The organism is Corallococcus terminator, from assembly GCF_049194865.1.
In the GTDB taxonomy this organism is placed as follows: Bacteria; Myxococcota; Myxococcia; order Myxococcales; family Myxococcaceae; genus Myxococcus; species Myxococcus terminator_A.
On record NZ_JBLZWL010000110.1, the window covers coordinates 36,650 to 55,635 of the forward strand.

Here is an 18,986-nt window from a genome sequence, read left to right on the forward strand (position 1 = left end):
AATCGCTAAGCAGGTCGAGGCGCTTGCTCGCCTGCCCTCCTGGAGTCGGTTGCTCGCCTGCTCGCTACGATTCCGCTGCATAAATCGTTGGTGCTCGTAAGATGTGCCTTGTGACGGTTTCCTTCCACCTCTGCCAGCCCGGTGGAGGCGCCTCGTGCGGCGCCTGCTGTGGCCTCTACAACTTCAAGGACCACTCGCGCATCGCGCTGACGGAGCAGCTCGCCATGCAGACGGAGCGGCTGCGCCGAGCGCCCATGGAACCGGTGGCGTGGCACGCGGCGGCGAAGGAGCTGGTGGACGCGCGGCGCGCGGCGCCGATGTTCAACGCCGTCCGGGTGTGTCCGCTGCTGGGCTTCCTGGACCGGGAGCGCAAGCAGGTGGGGTGCCTGGGGCATCCAAAGGTGACGGGCGGCGCGGACCTGCGCGACTGCGGCGTCTACCGCTCGTCGGTGTGCGAGACCTTCACGTGTCCGTCCTTCGGGTGGCTCACGGACGCGCAGGCGAAGCTGGTGCAGGCCGCGTGCGCGGACTGGTACCTGTATGGACTGGTCATCACCGACGTGGAGTTCGTGCGCGGCTGCCTGCGGCTGCTGGAGTGGGAGCTCGCGGGGCCATCGCGGCCGGAGCGGATGGTGGAGAAGCCGGAAGTGCTCGCGGCGGTGCGGCGGCTGTTCGCGCTGAAGGAGACGGCGCCCCGGAGAGACCCGAACGCGGCGGTCTTCGGGCGCTTCACGCGCGACACGGAGGGTGAGCCGGTGCCGCGAATGCTCGACTACATGAAGCTGGGCATGCGGGCGGCACCCGAGGACGACGTGGTGCTGTGCCTGGGGTACACGCCCGCCAACGCCACGGAGCTGATGGCCTCGCGTGAGCTGGTGCGCTCGCATGTGAAGGCCGTGGCGCGTGCGCTGTCGGCCTGAGTAACGCGGGGGCCGCACGCCGGAAGCGCCTCGCGCCTGGCATCGACACGTCGCGAGGCCGAGAAGGACCGAACCTCCTCCGGAAACACCTCGCGCCCATCCTCCGGACTCGCGAGCAGGCAACCGAGCGCCAAGGCGCCTCGGCCGCGTGGGGTGCGGTCGCGGTGAGCCCTCACGAGCGCTCAGGCCCACGCCCCGGTTGATAGGAGCACGCCTCTTGCACAGCTCTCCTGGCACGTAACGCGGAATGGGAACGCGAGGTGACTGGATGGGCAGGCGATGGGCGTGGGTGGGAATGTTGGGTCTCTGCGCGTGGGTGTCCGGGTGTGCCGAGCGGCAAGGACAGGAGCCCGTGGCGAGCGCGCGGTCCGCGAGTGGACAGTCGGAGCAGGAGGTACCGCCGCCGAGCATGGCGGGAGGCGTCGCGGGACAGACTGACGCCACGCGGGACTCCGCCGCGGCGCAACGCAACGCAGTGAACACGGGCAGCGCACGGACTCCAGGCAACACGGCGGTGGGCAACACCGGCAATGCACCGGGCACCGGCAACGCGGCAGCCAGCAACAACACTGGCAACACCGCCACGGGCAGCGCGGAGGGCACCAGCACCACCGCATCCGGTACCCCGGCGGGCAACACCGCCACGGGCAGCGCCGCGGCCCAGGCCCCCAAAGCCGGCAGGGTGATGATCGGCACCGAAGCGGTGCAGGCGAGCGACGATGAAGACTGGTTCAAGGGTGCCGCGCGCGCAGCGCAAGCCGCGCTCCCGGAGAACACCTCGGACCGCTCGCTCGAAGACGTGGTCATCGCGTCCAGCGCCGTGAGCGGCAGGGTCACCCGCGTGGGCAAGGACACCATCACCGTGCGCGACAGCGAAGGCAGTGACTACGTCCTGACGCTCGACGACCGCAGCCAAGGGGTCCGCCAGGGACGCCGCGTCTCACTGCGCCAGCTCCAGGAGGGCACGCCTGTGCGAGCGCGCTTCGTCCTCATGGGTGGGCGCTCCGTGGCGCGCGACGTGCGCATCCGCCGCTGAGTTGAAGTCCGCCTGGAACCCACTCCCTCCGCCACCCGGGGCAAGGTAGGATGACGCCCCGAGTCGCGGACTGAATGGCACCGCTGCCCCGCCGTCGAGGAACACGGCGGCGGGACGAAGTCGCCGCGCCGGCTGTTCCACCGTCGAACCCCGGTGGAACCTCGAGCCGTGCCCGGAGGCAAAGCGGATGGATGACCCAGGCCCAGGTGGAACCGGAACGCGGCGGCGCGGACGTGGACGCGTCGCCTGGGCCCTGGTCTGCGCTCTCGCCGCGTGCACCCCGCGAGGCGTGGGCACTCCCGAGCCCACCGTGCCGCCACCTCCGCGTCTCACAGTCCAACAGGTCACCCAGCTCCTCCCGCCCCACGTGAAGGAGCGTGAGGGCTGGGCACGGGACGTCCTCTCCGCACTGGAGGCGGAGGACGTGCCCCCGTCGCCCTCGACCGTGTGCGCCGTGCTCGCCACCATCGAGCAGGAGTCCGGCTACCAGTCGGACCCCGCGGTCCCGAACCTGTCGCGCATGGTCCGCACGCGACTGGAGGAGCACGCGGACACGCTGGGCCCGCTGGGCCACAAGGCGCTGGCCTCGGTGCTCGCGGGCAAGACAGCCGGCCAGAAGCGCACCTTCGACGAGAGGCTGCGCACCGTGCGCACGGAACGAGACCTCGACCGCCTCTTCCGCGACATGCTCGCGTACTACGAGGACGAGTACCCCACGACCTTCGCGACGATGAACCTGGCCAGCGCCCTGTTCTCCTCGCGGCGTCTGGAGGACCTCAACCCCGTCACCACCGCGGGCTCCATGCAGGTGAGCGTCCGGTACGCGGTGGAGAAGCAAGGCGAGGACGCGGACCCGGTGAAGGTGCGCGAGTCGCTGTACACGCGCGCGGGAGGCGTGCGCTTCGGCACCGCGCGGCTGCTCGGCTTCGAGGCCGCCTATCCCCAGCCCCTCTTCCGCTTCGCCGACTACAACGCGGGCATCTACGCCTCGCGCAACGCCGCGCTCCAGGCCCAGGTGAGCCAGCTCACCCGCGTGTCACTCGTCCTGGACGGAGACCTGCAACTCTATGACAAGAACGGCGACCCTCGCTCCGAAGACAGCAAGTCCCTGGCGGCACTGCTCGCCTTCCGTCGGGACCACGCCCCGGAGCTCAGCGAGCGACAGGTCCGTCGCGACGTGAAGAAGGAGAAGGAAGAAGCCTTCGAGTCCACGGAGACCTTCCGCGCGGTGAAGCGCGTGTACGCAAACCAGACGGGGGAGTCTCCCGCCTACGCCCATCTCCCGCAGGTGACGCTCCAGAGTCCCAAGCTGAAGGGAGAGCGAACCACGGCGTGGTTCGCGCGCTCGGTGGATGCCCGCTTCCAGAAGTGCCAGGGCCGCTACCGCGCGCTGACGAAGCCGCCCGCCCCGCCCCGCGACACCGCCCGCCCCAAGTGACAGCCCCAGCGTCACGACGAACGCCGGGGCCCAGACACGCCCTCAGCCGTCATGCCTCACGGCGCGAAGAAGGCGGAACTGAAGGCGGTGGCGGAGTGGTACGGCACCGTCTCCAGCGTGCGAAGCGGAGCATGCTCCAGGTCCCAGTGGGGAGCCTCGATGGCGGTCACCCTCACATAGTTGAGAGACCCCGGCACCAGCTTGCCGGGCGGCAACCGCAACTCCCTGACCGAGCCGGGCACGTAGATGGACCCCCTGTTCATCATGCTCCCCGCCTGCGGATGGATTCGCATCACCCTCACCTCATAGCCCGTGGGCTTGCCGACCGACGGAGGGGCCCAGGAAATCACGGGATGGAGCGAGCCCACCGCGTGCAGCTCACTGGCGTGCCTCTGGTCGATGCGCAGGGAGCGTGGCGGCGACAGCTTCGGGACCACCGGGCCTGAGAGGAACCTCTCGAGCACGTCGATGGCGAAATAGTGCCCTGTCAGATTGACGGAACGCGCCGGGTTGCTCGGCAGGGGTGTCGCGAGGGCGTAGCTCTGGGCCAACCGACCGACCACGCCCCAGTCCGACGGGTACGGATTGCCGAATCGCAAACGGCTCGTGTAGTCCGTCGTCAACCCGTCGGGCAGGCTCATCGAGAGCAGCTCACCCGCATAGCCAGACCAGCCATCCGCCGGGCGATGCGGAGCGGGGCGGACCTCGAAATAGGGGCTGAAGGGCGTGGCGCGCGGGTGCGCCTCCACGGCCAGACGGGCGAGCTCGGACAGGCGCCAATCGATGGTGACCTCCCGCAGCTCCAGCGGCTGGAGCTCCGCGGTGATGCTCATGGGCGTCTCCCAGTCCGGCACGAAGTCGAAGGGCTCCAATTGCACGGAGCGGTCCACGGCGGAGTACCCCACCCGCGTCCCATCGGGCGCCCCATTCGCGATGAGCTCACTGAGCTGGTTGACGTACAGCCGGTCCCCGCGGTCCGACTGGAAGACGGGGAGCCCGCGCGGGGTGACGCTCACCATCAGCGCGTCATCGGTGACGGAGGTCGCCCCATCGGGGGGGTCGTTGGAGGGGAACAGCGCACCCGTCAGCTCCATCTGCGAGGAGACCATCTGGAAGGTGGAGCCCCGCTGGTAGTCGCCTGTCCACCGCACCCAGGGCGACAGGTTTCGCAGCTCGAGGTGGGCAGGTGACACGTCGACTCCCGGGGAGACGGCATCCAGCCGCCCCCGACTTCCGACGCCGAGGTCCACGTGACGCTCGGACGTGAGGATGTCGACCATGGCGCTGGCGTCCGCGCGCAGGTAGTACTCCCCTCGCGGCACCCCCGTGAAGCGCCAGCCTCCCGGCACCGAGGAGCCGGTGATGCGCGAGAAGCGGGCCCCGTCGTACACATGGATTTCAGGAGGGTTCTCCGACAGGTCCTCGGCGCGCTCGGCCATGCCCACCGAGGTGTAGAAGCGCGTGGTCTTCGTCACCAGCACCGTGTCCTCGGCGAGCAACGCCTGGCCCGTCGCCTGGGAATCCCTCTCACCGGAGGACGTTCCACTTCCACACCCCGAAAGCCACACGACACACGTCGTGCCCAGCAGGGCGGATATCCGCAGCGGCTTCATGAGAGACTCCCGGTCGCATGAGAAGTGATGCGCCAGGAGCGTTACCACGGCGCCCTCCCCAGGCCGGCTGACAGGCCCTCACCGCGCAAGCATTCACGGCCCCTCCGATACCCCCCAGGGGCCCGTGCGTTGAGCACGAGCAGGACGCGTGGCTCTCGCAACACCAGACACACGAAGGCCCCGGCGTCACGAGGAGCGCCGGGGCCTTGGGCGAAGCACCCTCGACCGTCACGCACGATTCACGGCGTGGTGAAGTACGAGCTCACGGTGCCTGCGGAGCGGTAGGGCAACCGCTCCAGGGTCCTGAAGGGGTAGGTCTGGATATCGAGCTGGGGGCTGTCGATGGCGTTCACCGTGGCGTGGTACGTGGTGCCCGGCTCCAGGATGTCCGGAGGCAGCCGCACCTGGGTGGCCGAGCCGGGCAGGTAGAGCGACCTCCACGTCATCGAGAAGCCGAAGTCCAGGTCGAGTCGCGAGATGGTCACCCGGTAGGCCGTGGGCGTGCCGAGCGTCGGCGGTGCCCAGGCGAACACGGGACTGGCGGTGCCCACCTTGCGCGGAACGCTCGCGGGCACGCCGTCGATGGTGAAGGACCGGGGCGGCGACACCTGCGGCGTCACGGGCCCCGCGATGAGGCGGTCGAACTCGTCCCAGGCGGTGTAGCTCGCCGTCAGGCTGCCAAGCCGCCCCGAGCCATCCGGCAGCCGTTCCTGGTTCCGGAAGGAGTAGGACACCACGCCGACCAGCCCCCAGTTCGAAGGATAGGGATTGCCGAACTTCAAGCGGGACGTGAAGTCATACGAGGACCCGCGAGGCAGGCTCAGCGTGAGCAGCTCACCGGTATAGCCAATCCACCCGTCACTCAGCCCATGCGCGCCAGGGACGACATCCAGCCGGGGCAAACCGGGCAGCGCGTTGGGATGGGCCTCCGAGGCGAACCGGGCGAATTCCGGCAGCCGCCACTCCAGCGGGAACTCCCGCATCCTCGCTGGCTGGAGCAATCCCGTGACGGGCATCGGCGTGACGCCGTCGGGCCTGAAGTCGAGCGCCCCCGCTTGCACGGAGCGCTCCACGGCGCTGTACCCCAGCGGCTGCCCATTGGGCAGAGTGCCCGCGCTGAACGAACCGAGCTGATTGATGTACAGCCGGTCCCCGCGGTCCGCCTCGAAGACGGGGAAGTTGCCCAGGCTCGAGCCCAGCGAGGCCTCGGCGGTGACGACGGAGGTGGCTCCGTCGGGAGGGGTCTCATGGAGAAAGGGAGTCGCGAACAGGTCCACCTGCCCGGAGGTGAGCTGAAGGTCGGTGCCTGGCTGGTAGCTGCTCAACCAGGGCTGCCACGGCGCCAGGTTCAGCAGGTTGAGCTGAAGGGGCATGTCGATGATGTCCACGTACTCGGCATCCGGCCGACCCAGGCGATTGCGGCCGAGGTCCACGTAGCGCGAGGACGTCACGAAGTAGGTGCTCCCCGTGCGCAGGTAGAACGGCCCCTGGGGCACGCCCGTGAACCTCCACCCGCCATTCGCCGGCGAGCCCAGGAACAGCGTGAAGGTGGACCCGTTGAACACGAGCAACTCGGGAGGATTCGCCGACAGGTCCTCCTCGCGCTCGGCGACGCCCACCGACGTGTGGAAGCGGGTGGTCTGCTTCACCAGCACCACGCCCTGATTCGCCGGCCCTCCATCCACACCGGCGTCGGGCGAGCCAGCATCGGCCGAGCCGCCATCCGGCCCGCAGCCCTCCGCGACGGGCTCGCCCATCCACGTCCCGTCACCCGAGGCGCTGGAGTCCGTGTCCACGGGGGACAAGCCCTCCTGAAGTCCCCCTGGCGCGGACGAATCACTGCCACACCCCGCCAGCGCCGCGACACACGTCGCGCCCAGCAGGAAAGAAAGACGCAGCATCTTCACGTGAAGCCCCCCAGTCAGAGAAAAGCCAGTCAACCCTAGCCGATGGCATCGGGGAGGCCCACTGGGGTGCTCAAGTGCTTGCGGCGTGAGGTATTGCGCGCGATGTGCGTCACCCGGGCCCGACAGGTGTTGGAGTGTGTCGGGCCCGGAGGACGTGGGAGCCAGAGTCAGCGCTTGGCGGGCGCGGGCGGCGGGGAGAAGCGCTTGTCTGAAATCTTCATCTCCGTGACGGTGCCGTACTTGCGAGCCAGCTCCCGGATGGCGGAGGCCTTGCCGATGAGGACGAAGGTGAGGTTCTCCGGAGCGGGCAGCACGCGCTGGATGACGGTGCCCACGCCCTCACGGGTGGTGGCGGTGACGGCGGTGGCGAAGCCGTCCACGTCGGTGGCGTCCAGGCCATAGAAGGCCAGCTCCGCCAGCTTCTCGGCCACCTGGGCGCCCGTCTCCAGCCGGGGCGGGAACTGGCCCAGCACGTAGGACTTGGCGGACGCCAGCATGGCGTCATCCATACTGGACTTGCGGTAGCGGGTGAAGACATCCAGCGCCATGTCGATGGCCTTGTCTGTCTTGTCCGTCTGGGTGAAGGAGCTGATGACGAACGGGCCGGGGTGGGCGCTGGGGGAGAAGCCGGAGCGAGCGCCGTAGGTGAGGCCGGACTTCACGCGCAGCTCCGTGTTGAGCAGCGAGGTGAAGCGTCCGCCGAGCACCGTGTTCGCCAGACTGGCGGTGACGCGGTCCGGGTCGTTCCGGGCGATGCCGGTGTTGCCGATGGAGAAGTACGTCTGGGTGGCGTCGGGCTTGTCCACCAGCAGGACGCGGCGGCCCTTGGAGACGGTGGTGGCGGCGACCTCCGGGGCAGGGCTGGCCGCGCGGGCCCAGCCGCCGAGCGCGGCCTCCAGCTTCGCGGCGAGCGCCTTGCTGTCGAAGTCACCGACGACGGAGAGGATGAGCCTGTCTCCGCCGAGCTGGCTCTTGGCGTAGGCGAGCACGTCGTCGCGGGACAGGCCCGGCAGGGAGGCCTCGGTGCCGTCCACGGGGGTGCCGTAGGGGTGGCCGGCGAACTGGAAGGCCTCGAAGTAGGTGTTGATGAGGGCGCGCGGGTCACCGTCCTTGGCGGCGGTGATTTCGGAGGCCATGCGCGAGCGCGTCTTCTCCAGCTCCTCCTGGGCGAAGCGCGGGCGGGTGAGCAGGTCCGCGAGCAGCTCCACCATCAGCGCGCTGTCGCGGGACATGAACTGGCCGTTGACGACCAGGTTCTCCAGCTCCGCGCGCGTCTCCAGCACGCCACCGACGCCATCCACGGCCTCGGCGAACTGGCGCGCGTCACGGGAGCCCGCGCCCTTCTGGAGCAGCTCCGCGGTGAGGGCGGCCAGGCCCTCCTTGCCCGAGGGGTCCGCGAGCGCGCCGCCGCGCAGCCACGCGCTGAAGGCGACGAGCGGCACGTCCTTGCGCTCCACCAGCAGCACGCGCGCGCCGTTCTTCAGCGTGACGGTGGTGGGCTTGGGGAGCGTGACGCCCTGGGGCGCCGACGGCGCGGTGGACGGGGGCTTGGATGGGGTGGCGCTCTCGGCGGCGGCGGGGCCCGAGGAGAGCAGGAGGGCGGCGAGGACGGTCTTCCAGGTAGGGGGGGCAATCATCGCGCGGCCTCCTTGCGGGTGGCGGGGGTGGCGGCGTCAGCGGCCTCGGTGGGGACGAGCCAGCCGACGGTGCGCCGCTGGGGAACGAAGATGCGAGCGGCGACCTTGCGGATGTCGTCGCGGGTGACGCGCTCGAAGCGGGCGGGGGAGTCGAAGACCTGGCGGTAGTCGCCGCGGAAGACCTCGGACGAGCCGAGCGCGTAGGCGCGGCCGTTGATGGTCTCCAGCGAGCGCCAGAAGTTGGCGAGGGTGATGTTGCGGGCCTTGCGCAGCTCGGCGTCGGTGACGCCGTCCTTCACGACGCGGGCCAGCTCCTCGGTGATGAGGGCTTCGGCGCGCGCCAGGTCGCCGCCGGTGGGCAGGTCGGCGGTGAACCAGACGAGGCCCGGGTCGAAGCCGGGCGTGTACATGGTGCCGGCGCGGATGGCGACGCGCTCTTCCTCGACGAGGCGGCGGTGGAGGCGGGAGGAGTCACCGTCGCCCAGGATGTTGAGCAGGAGGGTGAGCGCCTCGACGTCGGCGTCCTTGCCGGACATGCCGTGGTAGGCGATTTGGAGCAGCGGGGACTGGGAGATCTTCTTCACGACGACGCGGCGCTCTCCCTGCTGCTCGGGCTCCTTGGTGCGGACGGGCTCGGGAGCGGGCTGGGCGGGGATGGGCTCGAGGTGCTTCTCGACGAGCGTGAAGATTTCAGCGGGCGTGACGGCGCCGGTGAAGATGAGCGTGGCGTTGTTGGGGGCGTAGTAGGTCTTGAAGTAGCGCTGCAGGTCTTCGATTCGCCACGACTCGATGTCGGAGGGCCAGCCGATGACGGGGAACTGGTACGGGTGGGCGACGAAGGCGGTGGCCTGGACCTGTTCGATGAGCGCGCCCATGTTGTTGTTGTCGACGCCGGAGCGACGCTCCGAGTAGACGACACCGCGCTCGGACTCGATGACCTTGGGGTCGAAGGCGAGGTGCTGGAGCCGGTCGGCCTCGAGCTGGAAGATGATGTCGAGCGCGGAGCGAGGGAACCAGTCCTGGTAGACGGTGACATCCTCGGAGGTGAAGGCGTTGTTGGAGCCGCCGTTGGCCTCCATGACGCGGTCGAACTCACCGGGGCCGAACTTCTTGGCGCCGTTGAACATCATGTGTTCGAAGAAGTGGGACAGGCCGGTGATGCCTGGGTATTCGTTGCGGCTGCCAACGCGGAACCAGTTGTAGAGGGCGACGTTGGGGATGTCGTGGTCGGGCCAGACGATGACCTTGAGGCCGTTCTTGAAGGTTCGGGTCTCGACATTGGCGCCGAGCTTCTGGGTGGACGTGGCGGCGGGCTTGGAGGCCGCCTTGCCTTGCGCCTGGGCATCGGCGGCGGGAGCCACCAGCAGCGCCAGGCACGATGTCCAGAGGAGGGACTGACGGAACATCCGTGCTCCTGTCGAAGAGGAAGACGCCCAGGAACGGGCGGCGGCGCACGATATTCCAGTTTCAGCCCCCCGTACCTACCTCGGAAGACAGGTGAAGCTCAGGCCCCGAGCACGCCGCGGCGCGTCCACCGACGCTGGGCATGAGCTACCTTCGCACGCACCCACCGTGCAGGAGTCCTCGCCACGCGGTCCAAGGTTTCCTTCACGCCTCATGCCCTCGACAAGCCGCGTCCTCCCCACCCTCGGGCCGCCCTCTTCCTGGTGGCTGCTCGTGGCATCCTTCTCCCTGCTCCTCGCGGGATGTGTGACGCCCCCCGCGCGGCAAGCAAGCAGCTATCGTTTCGACACGGTCTCGAACACCTGCCGCCAACGGATGGAGACCTGTACCGCAGTCGGGAAGGACCTCGTCCAGGCACCAGGACATGCCGCGGCCACGCTGGGAGCCTCGCTTCATGAAGCGCTTCGGATTCTGGACGGAGGAACGAAGGCCCGCATTGAAGAGGCACTCGTGAGGTGTGCGGATTTGTCACGCTCGCAAGTCCTTCTGGCGCATCGCGAGGACTTCGCGGGTCCGATACCCACGCGAGAGGAGTGCAAGCAACTGGTGCGAGACGCCTCGGGCAGGAGTCTGAGCCGGGCCATGCTGCTTGGGGTGGAGATGCACGAAGCGGCGCTGCGCTGTGCCGAGAGCGCGCTGACGCATTTGCGCCCGGGTGGCTTCAGCCTGGAGCCCTGCTACCGCCACGACACGGATACCGGCGCGACGAAGGTGATCACCGAGGCGGATGTCCAGGCACTGAAGCAGTCTGGGAATGGCGGCGAGCTTCATGGGACGCTCGTTCCCGATGTCGTCATCCATGCGGGCCAGCCCGGCCAGGCGCAAGCCGTCTACGACTTCAAGTTCCCATGCGCCAATGTCGATGAAGCTCCCCCCTGGCGCAAATATCCGAAGGGGCACTGCAGCCAAGGCCTCCACCAAGGGGACCTGTATGAGCAGGCGCTAGGAGTGCCCGCCTTGCGCATCGTCCCTCGACTTGGAATCGTCCGATGACCGAGCATCCACCCCGCATCCGCGTTCGCGCGGCAAGCGGTGCCCTCCTGATTCGGGACTCGCTCTGCATCCACTTCTACATGCGCCATCCACACGCGGAGGTGGCCCCCGCCGTCCTGCGTGCATTGGAGTGCTATCGGCGCGTGGTTCCCGAGGACGCGCTGAGCAGCTACGTCGAGGAGACAGGAGACTGGGAGCCCATTGACCAGGCGGGCTGGAACCGCATTCGAGACGAACTCCTCGAGCCCCATGGCGCAATCCTGGACCTTCGGGACGCCACGGGTGAGAAGCGGTATCGCTTCGCCTATCGCGGTCGTCGCCCAGCAACCCGTGTCACGTCGGACACGGTCTGCGCGGTGGGCTTCTGGCTTCCCACGGAGTACCTGGAGGAACAAGGCCCCGAAGCACTGGGCAAGCTGGTGCTGGGGCTGGCCGAGGCGCTCCCCTTCAACTCCGGGCACGCGGGGCTTGCCTTCAACTGCGACCTCGACCTTGTCGGAGTCGAGGCCGAGGTCTGGGAGTGGTGTCGCAAGTATCCGGGGATGGACCTCCCTCGAATGGACCGGCGTGCATCTCAGCTCGGAACAAAGGTCAGCACGGTTTCCTGGATGACACTCCTGGGAGAGCCGGTGCTGAGCGCCTCAGGAGGCGCGGTGGAACTCCGTGAGCAGCTGCGCTCGATGGGAGGCACCGTGTTGGAACTGAGCAACGAGCGAGTCGCCATCGTGCTCGCTCCAAAGCCCGAGGCAGGAGGCGCGGAGCACGGCGCCGTGCCGGCTGCGTATCGGAGGCTCGCTACGACACTGGAGCCCTGGCTCTTTCACGAGCAGCAACTCGCGGGCGCTGAGCACGCCGAGGAGCTGCGCCGCTGGGAACGCCGCTTCATCGATTGAGCCACGCCAGGGCGCCCCACGTCCGTCCAGGAGCGCCCCTCCTCCAGCTCAGGCCCCGAGCACGCCGCGGAGCACGTCCTGGAAGTAGTTGATGCTTCCGGTGTGCGTATGGTGGTGCTTGGCGGACCGTTGGAGCCGGTCGACGACGGCCTCGAACTCGGCCTGGCTCACGTCGCGCAGGGACATGTAGAGGCGCGCGGCGCCCTGGAGGTACGAGAACAGGGGGTTGCGGTCCGTGCCGTCCGGGCGCCGGCCGAGGTGGCGGTAGAGCCGCTCGAACTCCTGGTCGGTCTCCGTGTTGCGCACGGCGCGGCAGTAGCCGGCGGCGGTCGCCTCGATGAGGATGAAGAAGGGGTGGTACTCGGGAGGCGGGGCCTTGGTGAGGTTGGGGGGCTTCTTGTCACCGGTCCACAGCTTGGAGACGGGCTGGAGGCTGACGTGCGTCGTCACCTCGCCGGCCCGCACCAGGGCGCGAGCGCCGACGGGCATCACGCGCTTCTGCTCTTCCCACTCCACGGCGACAAACAGCCGGTCCGGAGCGTCCACCCTCACGCCCGCCTTCTCCAGCTCCGCCACTGCATTCGCGTCCATCGCTGTTCACGCCTCCGAGCCCCCTCTCTACCCTGCCCCGGGCCCCTCGTGCACCCCGCTTCGCACGAACACGTCCGCTCGCCTCCTCCACTCGCGCCCCGCCCCGGCGCCCGCTGTCCATGGGCCCAACCTTGCCTTCACGCCAGGGGCCCGGTATCTGGCCTTGCATTGCGTGCCCGAAGGCCAGGGCCCCGCAACCGGGGAGTCGATGATCCGCTGCATGCTGTTCGACATGGATGGGACCCTCCTCTTCACGGAGGAGGCCAACTTCGTCGCGTACCGGCGAGCCTTCGCGGAGGAAGGCTTCACGCTGGAGCGAGCAGCCTACCAGCGCGCCTTCGGCCTGCGCTTCGACGCCATGGTGCGCGAGGTGGGCGCGAAGCTGGACGCCCCGTCGGCCGCGCGGGTCCGCGACGCCAAGGCCCGCTTCTATCCGGAGTCCTTCGACCAGGTGCGCCCCAACCTGCCGCTCATCGGCTTCCTGCGCTCGGCGCGCGCCCACCACGCCACCGGGCTGGTGACGACGGCGGCGACCACCAACGCGCGCGCGCTGATTGAACATTTCGACCTGGTCCACCTCTTCGACGTCACCGTCTTCGGCGAGGACGTGGAGCACCCCAAGCCCCATCCGGAGGGCTACCTCCGCGCGGCGCGGCTGCTCGGTGTACCTCCGGCGCAGTGCCTCGCCTTCGAGGACAGCGCCAGCGGCGTGGCGGCGGCCGAGGCCGCGGGAATCTCCGTGGTCCGCGTCCAGGAGGCCCCTTGAAGCACGCGCGTGGATGGGGCCTGGCCCTGGTGGCGGTGGGGCTGCTCGTCAGCGCCGCCTTCCTCTCCCGCTTCGTCGACGGGTCGCACCAGTCCGGCCGGTGGGTGCCCGACAGCCGCATGGCGGTGTGGGTCATTCCCCTCGCCGTGCTCTGCCAGGGGTTGGCCCACGTCCTGCGCGCGAAGAACGCCCAGAGGCTCTTGCGCGTGGTGAGGCCCACCACCTGGCGCATCCTCTTCTCCGGCCTCTCCGTGGGCTTCCTCTTCAACGCCCTGCTCCCCTTCCGGCTCGGCGAGCTGGTGCGCGCGCACCTCATCGGCCGGCAGATGCGCATCAGCCGCGCGGTGGTGTTCTTCACCATCCTCTTCGAGCGCGCGGTGGATGGCCTGGTGTTGGCGCTGTGCGCGGTGGGTGTCGGACTCGCGGCGCGCGAGCAGGCGCCTGAAGCAGCGGCGCTGATGCTGCGCCTGGCGCTGGGCGTGGGCGCGGCGAGCCTCGCGGTCGCGGTCCTCGCCTGGCTGCTCTATACGCAGAACCGCCGCATGTTGCGCGCGGTCGGCGCCTTCACGGCGCTGCTCAATGACAGACTGAAGGACCGGACGCGCTTCGTGCTCTGGTCGCTCATCTACGGCACCCACGTCATCTTCCGCTCCGCGCGCCTGGGCCGCTTCGTCGTCACGTCCATGGGCATGTGGGTGCTCTACCTGGGCTCCATGGCCGCGCTGGCCCATGGCTTCGCGCCGGGCCACGGCCCCCTGGCCATCCTGGGCACGGCCGTCTCCGCCTACCTCGCCGTGGGCGTGCCGTCGGGGCCGGGCTTCCTGGGGACCTTCCACTACTACTTCTCCGAGCTGGCGCGCGGGATGCTGGGCATCGACGGCGTCCCGCTGGGCCTGTCGCTGGTGTCCTGGGCGGTGCTCATCGGCCCCTTCTCCGCGGTGGGGCTCTACTTCCTGCTGCGGCGCGGCCGTGAGCAGGCCGCCGATGTCCCCGTCGCCCTGGAGCCCTTGAAGAACAAGCTGCACCGCGACTCGGATATCAGCCGCGAGTTCAGCCACTTCCTGGACGAGTACTTCTCCGGGCAGGCGCTCAGCCACGTGCTGTCCACCGGAGAGCTGCGCGGCGACTTCCGCATGGTGCACACCTTCAAGGGTGGCTCCAACGCGAGCACCCTGCTGGTCTGGGACGGCGAAGGGCTGCGCGTGCGCAAGGTGACGCTGCCCCAGCACCTGGAGAAGCTGAAGGCGCAGCACGACTGGCTGGAGTCCCGTCGCCACCTGCCCCACCTGCCGCGCCCCCTGAGGGAGGTGCGCACGGAGGGCTACTACGCGTTCGACCTGGAGTACCGGAAGGAGTACGTCCCCTTCTTCCAGTTCATCCACTCCGAGGACGTGGAGCGCAGCAAGCAGGTGCTGGACCGGGTCCTCGACTTCGTGGACCAGCACCTCTACGAGCACGCCGAGCGCCGCGACGAGCCGGACATGTTGGACCGCTACCTTCGGGAGAAGGTCGTGGCCAAGGTGCACGACGCCGCGGCCCTGAGCCCGACGCTGGCCGAGCTGCTCACGCACGACACGCTCTCCATCAACGGTCAGCGCTACGAGAACATAGGCCCGGCCCTCGCGCGGTTGAGAGCCAACCCGCGCGCCCTGGCGGAGCTGGCCAGCATGCGGCAGACCCCCATCCACGGCGACCTGACGGTGGACAACCTCATCGTCCGCAAGGAAGACGGCGACTTCCTGGTGTTGGACCCCAACAACGAGAACGCCATCAGTGACCCGGTGGTGGACCTGGGCAAGCTGTGCCAGTCATTGCACTCCGGCTACGAGTTCCTCTGTCAGGTCTCCCGCGCGAAGGTGGAGGGCTCGGTGGTGGAGTACGAGGAGTCCATGTCGTCGCGCTACGCGGAGCTGTATCTCCACCTCCAGCGACGCTTCGAGACCACGCTGCCGCCCGAGGTGCGCCGCGCGGTCCTCTTCCACGAGGCCGTGCACTACTGCCGCATGCTCACCTACCGGGCCCGCATCAACCCGAGCAGCCTGCCCGCCTTCTTCGCCACCGCCGTGCGTCTGTTCAACCAGTTCAATGACCAGTACGCGTCGGAGCCGTCCGCCAGGCCGCTCCAGGGCGAGGACCCCTCGCGTCAGCGTCTGGCCTGAGTCACTTTTCCGGAAAGGTCCCTGCCCCCATGCGTCCGCTCCACGTCCTGCTGCCCATGGCGGGCCTCGGCTCTCGCTTCGCCGATGCGGGCTTCACCACGCCCAAGCCCCTCATCCCCGTGGACGGAATCCCCATGGTGCTCAAGGCCCTCTCCAGCCTGTCGGACTGGGGGCTGGATGTGGTGCACACCGCCGTGGTGCGCAGGCCCCACGAGGAGCAGTTCCAGTTGGCCACGCTGCTGCGCGAGGCCGTCCCTGGACTGGACGTGGTGATTCTGGAGGAGATGACCCGAGGCGCGGTGGAGACGGCGCTCGCGGCCTCCGGGCGCATGACGGGCGAGCGCGGCCTGCTGGTGATGGACTGTGATTTGTGGTTCGACAGCCCCGCCTACCGCGAGCTGGTGCGCGGCTCGCTCTCCGGGGAGGACCCGACGTTGACGGGGGGCCTGCTCACCTTTCCCTCACAGCTTCCCCGCTACAGCTATGCGAAGAGCGAGGCGGGCCAGGTGGTGCGCACGGCGGAGAAGGTGGTCATCTCCGACGCGGCCATCATGGGCGCGTACTTCTTCGCCACCGAGCGCCACTTCCTCACCGTGGGCCAGCACCTGATGGAGCGCCCCATCGCCGAGGGGATGCGGGAGTATTACCTGTCATTGCTCTACAACCTGCTCCTGGAGGCGGGAGGCACGGTGCGCTCCGCGCGCGTCTCCCGGTATGCCTCCTTTGGCACTCCGGAGGAGCTGCGCCAGTACGAGGCCCAGGGCCCCACCGTGCCTTGAATGGCGCGAAGGGGCTCGGTAGGAGTCCCCGCGTCGCAGCACCTCATCTCTCGAAGGAGACTCTCTTGGCCGCCGAACGCATGCTCGTCTTCATCCCCATGTACAACTGCGAGCGGCAGATTCCCCGGGTGCTCGCCCGCTTCGGCGAAGCCCTCCAGCGCCGCTTCGCCGAAATCATCGTGGTGGACAATGGCAGCCGCGACAACGGCGTGGAGGCCGCCGTGACGGGGCTGTCGAAGCTGGCCCACCTGCCGGGCAAGGTGCTCGTCAACGACGACAACTACAACCTGGGCGGCTCCCACAAGGTGGCCTTCGAGTACGCGCTCGCGCACGGCTTCGACCAGGTGGTGGTCCTCCACGGCGACGACCAGGCGGACATCAATGACTTGTTGCCCCACCTGGACGCGGGGGAGTACCGGGAGCAGGACTCGCTGCTGGGCAGCCGCTTCATGCGCGGCTCGCGGCTCCAGGGCTACTCCCACGTGCGCACCCTGGGCAACCACGTCTTCAACCTGCTGTTCTCCGCGGCGGCGCGCCACCGCGTCCATGACCTGGGCTCGGGTCTCAACCTGTACTCGACCCGCTATCTGGAGCCACGCTTCTACCTGGGCTTCCCGGACAGCCTCACCTTCAACATCCACATGCTGCTGGCGGGCATCCACCGGCGCTCGCGCTTCGGCTTCTTTCCGCTGAGCTGGCGCGAGGAGGACCAGGTGAGCAACGTGCGGATGGTGCGCCAGTCGCTCCAGACGGGCCGCATCGCGCTGGAGTTCGCGAGGAGCCCGGAGGCCTTCCTCGCGAAGGACTGGAGCAGCCGTCCGGGACGGCCGTACACCTCAACCGTGGTGGCTCAGGTGAGCGGGGGCAGCGTCGACCGCACCCGCGCTCCCGCCTTCCCCACCCGCTGAGGAGTTCCGGGAAGAGGTCCGCGCGCGCAGGACGCGGGCCTCGAACCAGGCCAGTGGCACGGCGAGATAGCCAAACACCCAGAGGTCCGTGACGTAGGAGGGGTGACTGGCGGGCGCGGCGACGAAGACGAGCGCGGCGGGGGCCAGGATGGCGCCCGCCACCACCGCCGACAGGGGCAGGGTGCGCCAGCGCGACACCAGCCACGCGGTGAGCAGCAACGCGGGCAGGCCATTCCAGGGGAAGTAGAGCCAGCGTCCCTGCTTGTAGGGGATGCTCGCTTCACGCAGCCAGTGGGTGACACGCGCCAGGGCCTGGGGCGCCCGAGAGGGCTCCAGCCCATGCCGCCGCAGCAGCTCCGCGCCGTTGGCGGAGTAGACGTGCTCGGGCGGGGTCGTCTCCCGTTGGCCCATGACGGGGAAGGTGGCGCGTGAGCTGAGGCCCAGGATGCCCGCGAAGGTGACGAGCCGGTTGGAGAGCATCAGCGCCGGGTTGTCTCGCGCCATGCGGAAGACGAGGGAGCGCAGACGGGCCATCTTCTCGGCGGTGATGGGGGGCTGCAAATCAAACCAGTAGCAGGGGGACTCCTCGAGGACGTAGCGCTCCCGCAGGCAGGAGTAGGCCACCAGGGCCTGGATGGTTGCCTTGTCTTCCTCGGGGGTGGCGGTGACGTAGTTGTTGGCCACCATGAACCCGAGCGGGTTGAGCAACAGTGACAGCCCATAGCGCTCCGCCCTCTCGGGCTGGGGCTCCACCAGCCGAGGCTCGATGCCGCGGCGGACCCCCTGATTGAGGGCCATCGTTCCCAGCAACACCGCCACCGCGACACCGACGCGCACCTGCCGCGTCAGCAGCAGCACGGCGGGGACATAGAGCAGCAGGGCGAGGCTGTCGCCGCGCAGCAACGTGGCCAGGGCGGTGAGGAGCACCAGCGATGGCAGCGTCACGGGTGTGAGGCCGGGCTGCCCGGTGAGCGCCCGCCGCGACATGACCCGCAGCAGGATGAGCGCGATGCCCAGCCGCAACAGCGCGTTGATGGTGTCGTGGGAGAGGTTGATGGCCAAGAGGCCCAGGGGGACGGACGTCACCACGAGCGCGATGAAGAGGCCTCCCACGCGGCGCGACAAGCCCAGGTGCAGCAGCAGGGAGAAGAAGTCCGCGAGCAGCGCGGCGAGGACCACGACATTGAAGAGGGAGAGGAAGGGGAACTGGCCGGTGGCGCGGTGAATCGCATGCGCCCAGATGCCCCACAGCGTGCTCAGCCAGGGCTCCACGCGGAGCTCGGACGAGACGAGCAGGGATTGGCGTGCATCGCTGTGGAAATGGCCGGGCCACTCGCCCACCCACCACAGCAGCAGGGGAGTGGCGAGCACGGCCCACAACCCGAGAAAGAGGCGCCACCGATGGCGGATGGATACCGGGTCCTCCCGTCGGGCGCCCTGGCTGAAGGACCAGGCGACCATGAAGGTGCTCACCGCCACCAGGAGCGCGAGCACCATGTCGCTCGTCTGGAGCAGGTGTCGCTCGAGCCGCGGGATGGGAGCTGACGGCCAGGTCAGGCGCATGGCACCGAACACGATGCCGCCCGCGAGCAGGGCCAGCGAGACCAGGCCCGTCCCTGGCGGCAACCGGCGCCCCTGTCGGGTTGAGTCCGTCGCTTCCCCCTGGCTTCGCACCACCATCGCGTTCCGCCCTCCGGGCCGTCCGTCGACGGCCACGCCATTGCCAAAAACGGGGCGACCGTACCTGAATCCCCAGAGGAGTGCCGAGACGATTCGGGGCACTCCCCGAGAGGCACGGCGCGTCGGTTGGAGGTGCTTCCCTGCCTGACTGTCATCCGGGGACGAAGCGCCGCACCTGACGTGGCCAGGGGCCTGAAGTGGG

The 18,986-nt window shown here is 69.0% G+C and carries 15 protein-coding genes; 9 read left to right on the forward strand and 6 right to left on the reverse strand.

The window, feature by feature from the left end; genetic code table 11:
• Nucleotides 1-110: 110 nt before the first annotated feature.
• From ACN469_RS33990 to ACN469_RS34000, 3 genes are all read left to right on the forward strand, one after another.
• The gene (locus ACN469_RS33990) at nt 111-920 is read left to right on the forward strand and encodes a hypothetical protein (protein ID WP_498774850.1); all 810 of its coding nucleotides are present in this window, start codon (nt 111-113) and stop codon (nt 918-920) included.
• A gap of 409 nt (nt 921-1,329) precedes the next feature.
• Nucleotides 1,330-1,956 carry a hypothetical protein gene (locus ACN469_RS33995; RefSeq protein ID WP_498774852.1) on the forward strand — a complete coding sequence of 209 codons (627 nt, stop codon included), beginning with the start codon at nt 1,330-1,332 and terminating at the stop codon, nt 1,954-1,956.
• A 187-nt stretch (nt 1,957-2,143) separates the two neighbouring features.
• Nucleotides 2,144-3,394 carry a DUF1615 family protein gene (locus ACN469_RS34000; protein ID WP_498774854.1) on the forward strand — a complete coding sequence of 417 codons (1,251 nt, stop codon included), beginning with the start codon at nt 2,144-2,146 and terminating at the stop codon, nt 3,392-3,394.
• A 56-nt stretch (nt 3,395-3,450) separates the two neighbouring features.
• Here the strand turns inward: ACN469_RS34000 and ACN469_RS34005 are convergent, their stop codons facing one another.
• The 4 genes from ACN469_RS34005 to ACN469_RS34020 all read right to left on the reverse strand — a co-directional run bounded on the left by ACN469_RS34005 (nt 3,451) and on the right by ACN469_RS34020 (nt 9,957).
• Complete coding sequence (locus ACN469_RS34005; protein WP_498774856.1) at nt 3,451-5,007, reverse strand: hypothetical protein; 1,557 nt, start codon at nt 5,005-5,007, stop codon at nt 3,451-3,453.
• Nucleotides 5,008-5,246: 239 nt separating this feature from the next.
• The gene (locus tag ACN469_RS34010; RefSeq protein ID WP_498774858.1) at nt 5,247-6,908 is read right to left on the reverse strand and encodes a hypothetical protein; all 1,662 of its coding nucleotides are present in this window, start codon (nt 6,906-6,908) and stop codon (nt 5,247-5,249) included.
• 173 nt (nt 6,909-7,081) lie between these two features.
• A complete protein-coding gene (locus tag ACN469_RS34015; protein WP_498774860.1) occupies nt 7,082-8,551 on the reverse strand; it encodes a M16 family metallopeptidase in 1,470 nt (489 codons plus the stop codon).
• Nucleotides 8,548-9,957, reverse strand: coding sequence for a M16 family metallopeptidase (locus tag ACN469_RS34020; RefSeq protein ID WP_498774862.1), 1,410 nt, complete (start codon nt 9,955-9,957; stop codon nt 8,548-8,550). Before ACN469_RS34020 ends, ACN469_RS34015 begins: the two co-directional genes overlap by 4 nt.
• Nucleotides 9,958-10,597: 640 nt before the next feature.
• Here ACN469_RS34020 and ACN469_RS34025 point away from each other — a divergent pair.
• Nucleotides 10,598-11,008, forward strand: a complete 411-nt coding sequence (locus ACN469_RS34025; RefSeq protein ID WP_498774864.1) for a hypothetical protein — start codon at nt 10,598-10,600, stop codon at nt 11,006-11,008.
• Nucleotides 11,005-11,901 carry a type VI immunity family protein gene (locus ACN469_RS34030; protein WP_498774866.1) on the forward strand — a complete coding sequence of 299 codons (897 nt, stop codon included), beginning with the start codon at nt 11,005-11,007 and terminating at the stop codon, nt 11,899-11,901. Before ACN469_RS34025 ends, ACN469_RS34030 begins: the two co-directional genes overlap by 4 nt.
• A 48-nt stretch (nt 11,902-11,949) precedes the next feature.
• Here the strand turns inward: ACN469_RS34030 and ACN469_RS34035 are convergent, their stop codons facing one another.
• Nucleotides 11,950-12,492, reverse strand: a complete 543-nt coding sequence (locus tag ACN469_RS34035; RefSeq protein ID WP_498774868.1) for a hypothetical protein — start codon at nt 12,490-12,492, stop codon at nt 11,950-11,952.
• A 220-nt stretch (nt 12,493-12,712) separates the two neighbouring features.
• On the opposite strand from ACN469_RS34035, the gene ACN469_RS34040 reads away from it, so the two are divergent.
• The 4 genes from ACN469_RS34040 (at nt 12,713) to ACN469_RS34055 (ending at nt 17,104) form a co-directional block, all read left to right on the forward strand.
• Nucleotides 12,713-13,258, forward strand: coding sequence for an HAD family hydrolase (locus ACN469_RS34040; RefSeq protein ID WP_498774870.1), 546 nt, complete (start codon nt 12,713-12,715; stop codon nt 13,256-13,258).
• Nucleotides 13,255-15,417, forward strand: coding sequence for a lysylphosphatidylglycerol synthase domain-containing protein (locus ACN469_RS34045; protein WP_498774872.1), 2,163 nt, complete (start codon nt 13,255-13,257; stop codon nt 15,415-15,417). Before ACN469_RS34040 ends, ACN469_RS34045 begins: the two co-directional genes overlap by 4 nt.
• A 29-nt stretch (nt 15,418-15,446) precedes the next feature.
• Entirely contained in the window at nt 15,447-16,196 is a 750-nt protein-coding gene (locus tag ACN469_RS34050) for an NTP transferase domain-containing protein (RefSeq protein WP_498774874.1), read from the forward strand.
• A gap of 65 nt (nt 16,197-16,261) precedes the next feature.
• Nucleotides 16,262-17,104, forward strand: coding sequence for a glycosyltransferase family 2 protein (locus ACN469_RS34055; RefSeq protein WP_498774876.1), 843 nt, complete (start codon nt 16,262-16,264; stop codon nt 17,102-17,104).
• Here the strand turns inward: ACN469_RS34055 and ACN469_RS34060 are convergent.
• Nucleotides 17,033-18,784, reverse strand: a complete 1,752-nt coding sequence (locus tag ACN469_RS34060) for a hypothetical protein (RefSeq protein ID WP_498774878.1) — start codon at nt 18,782-18,784, stop codon at nt 17,033-17,035. The two genes, ACN469_RS34055 and ACN469_RS34060, sit on opposite strands and share 72 nt — an antisense overlap.
• Between the last annotated feature and the right edge of the window lie 202 nt (nt 18,785-18,986).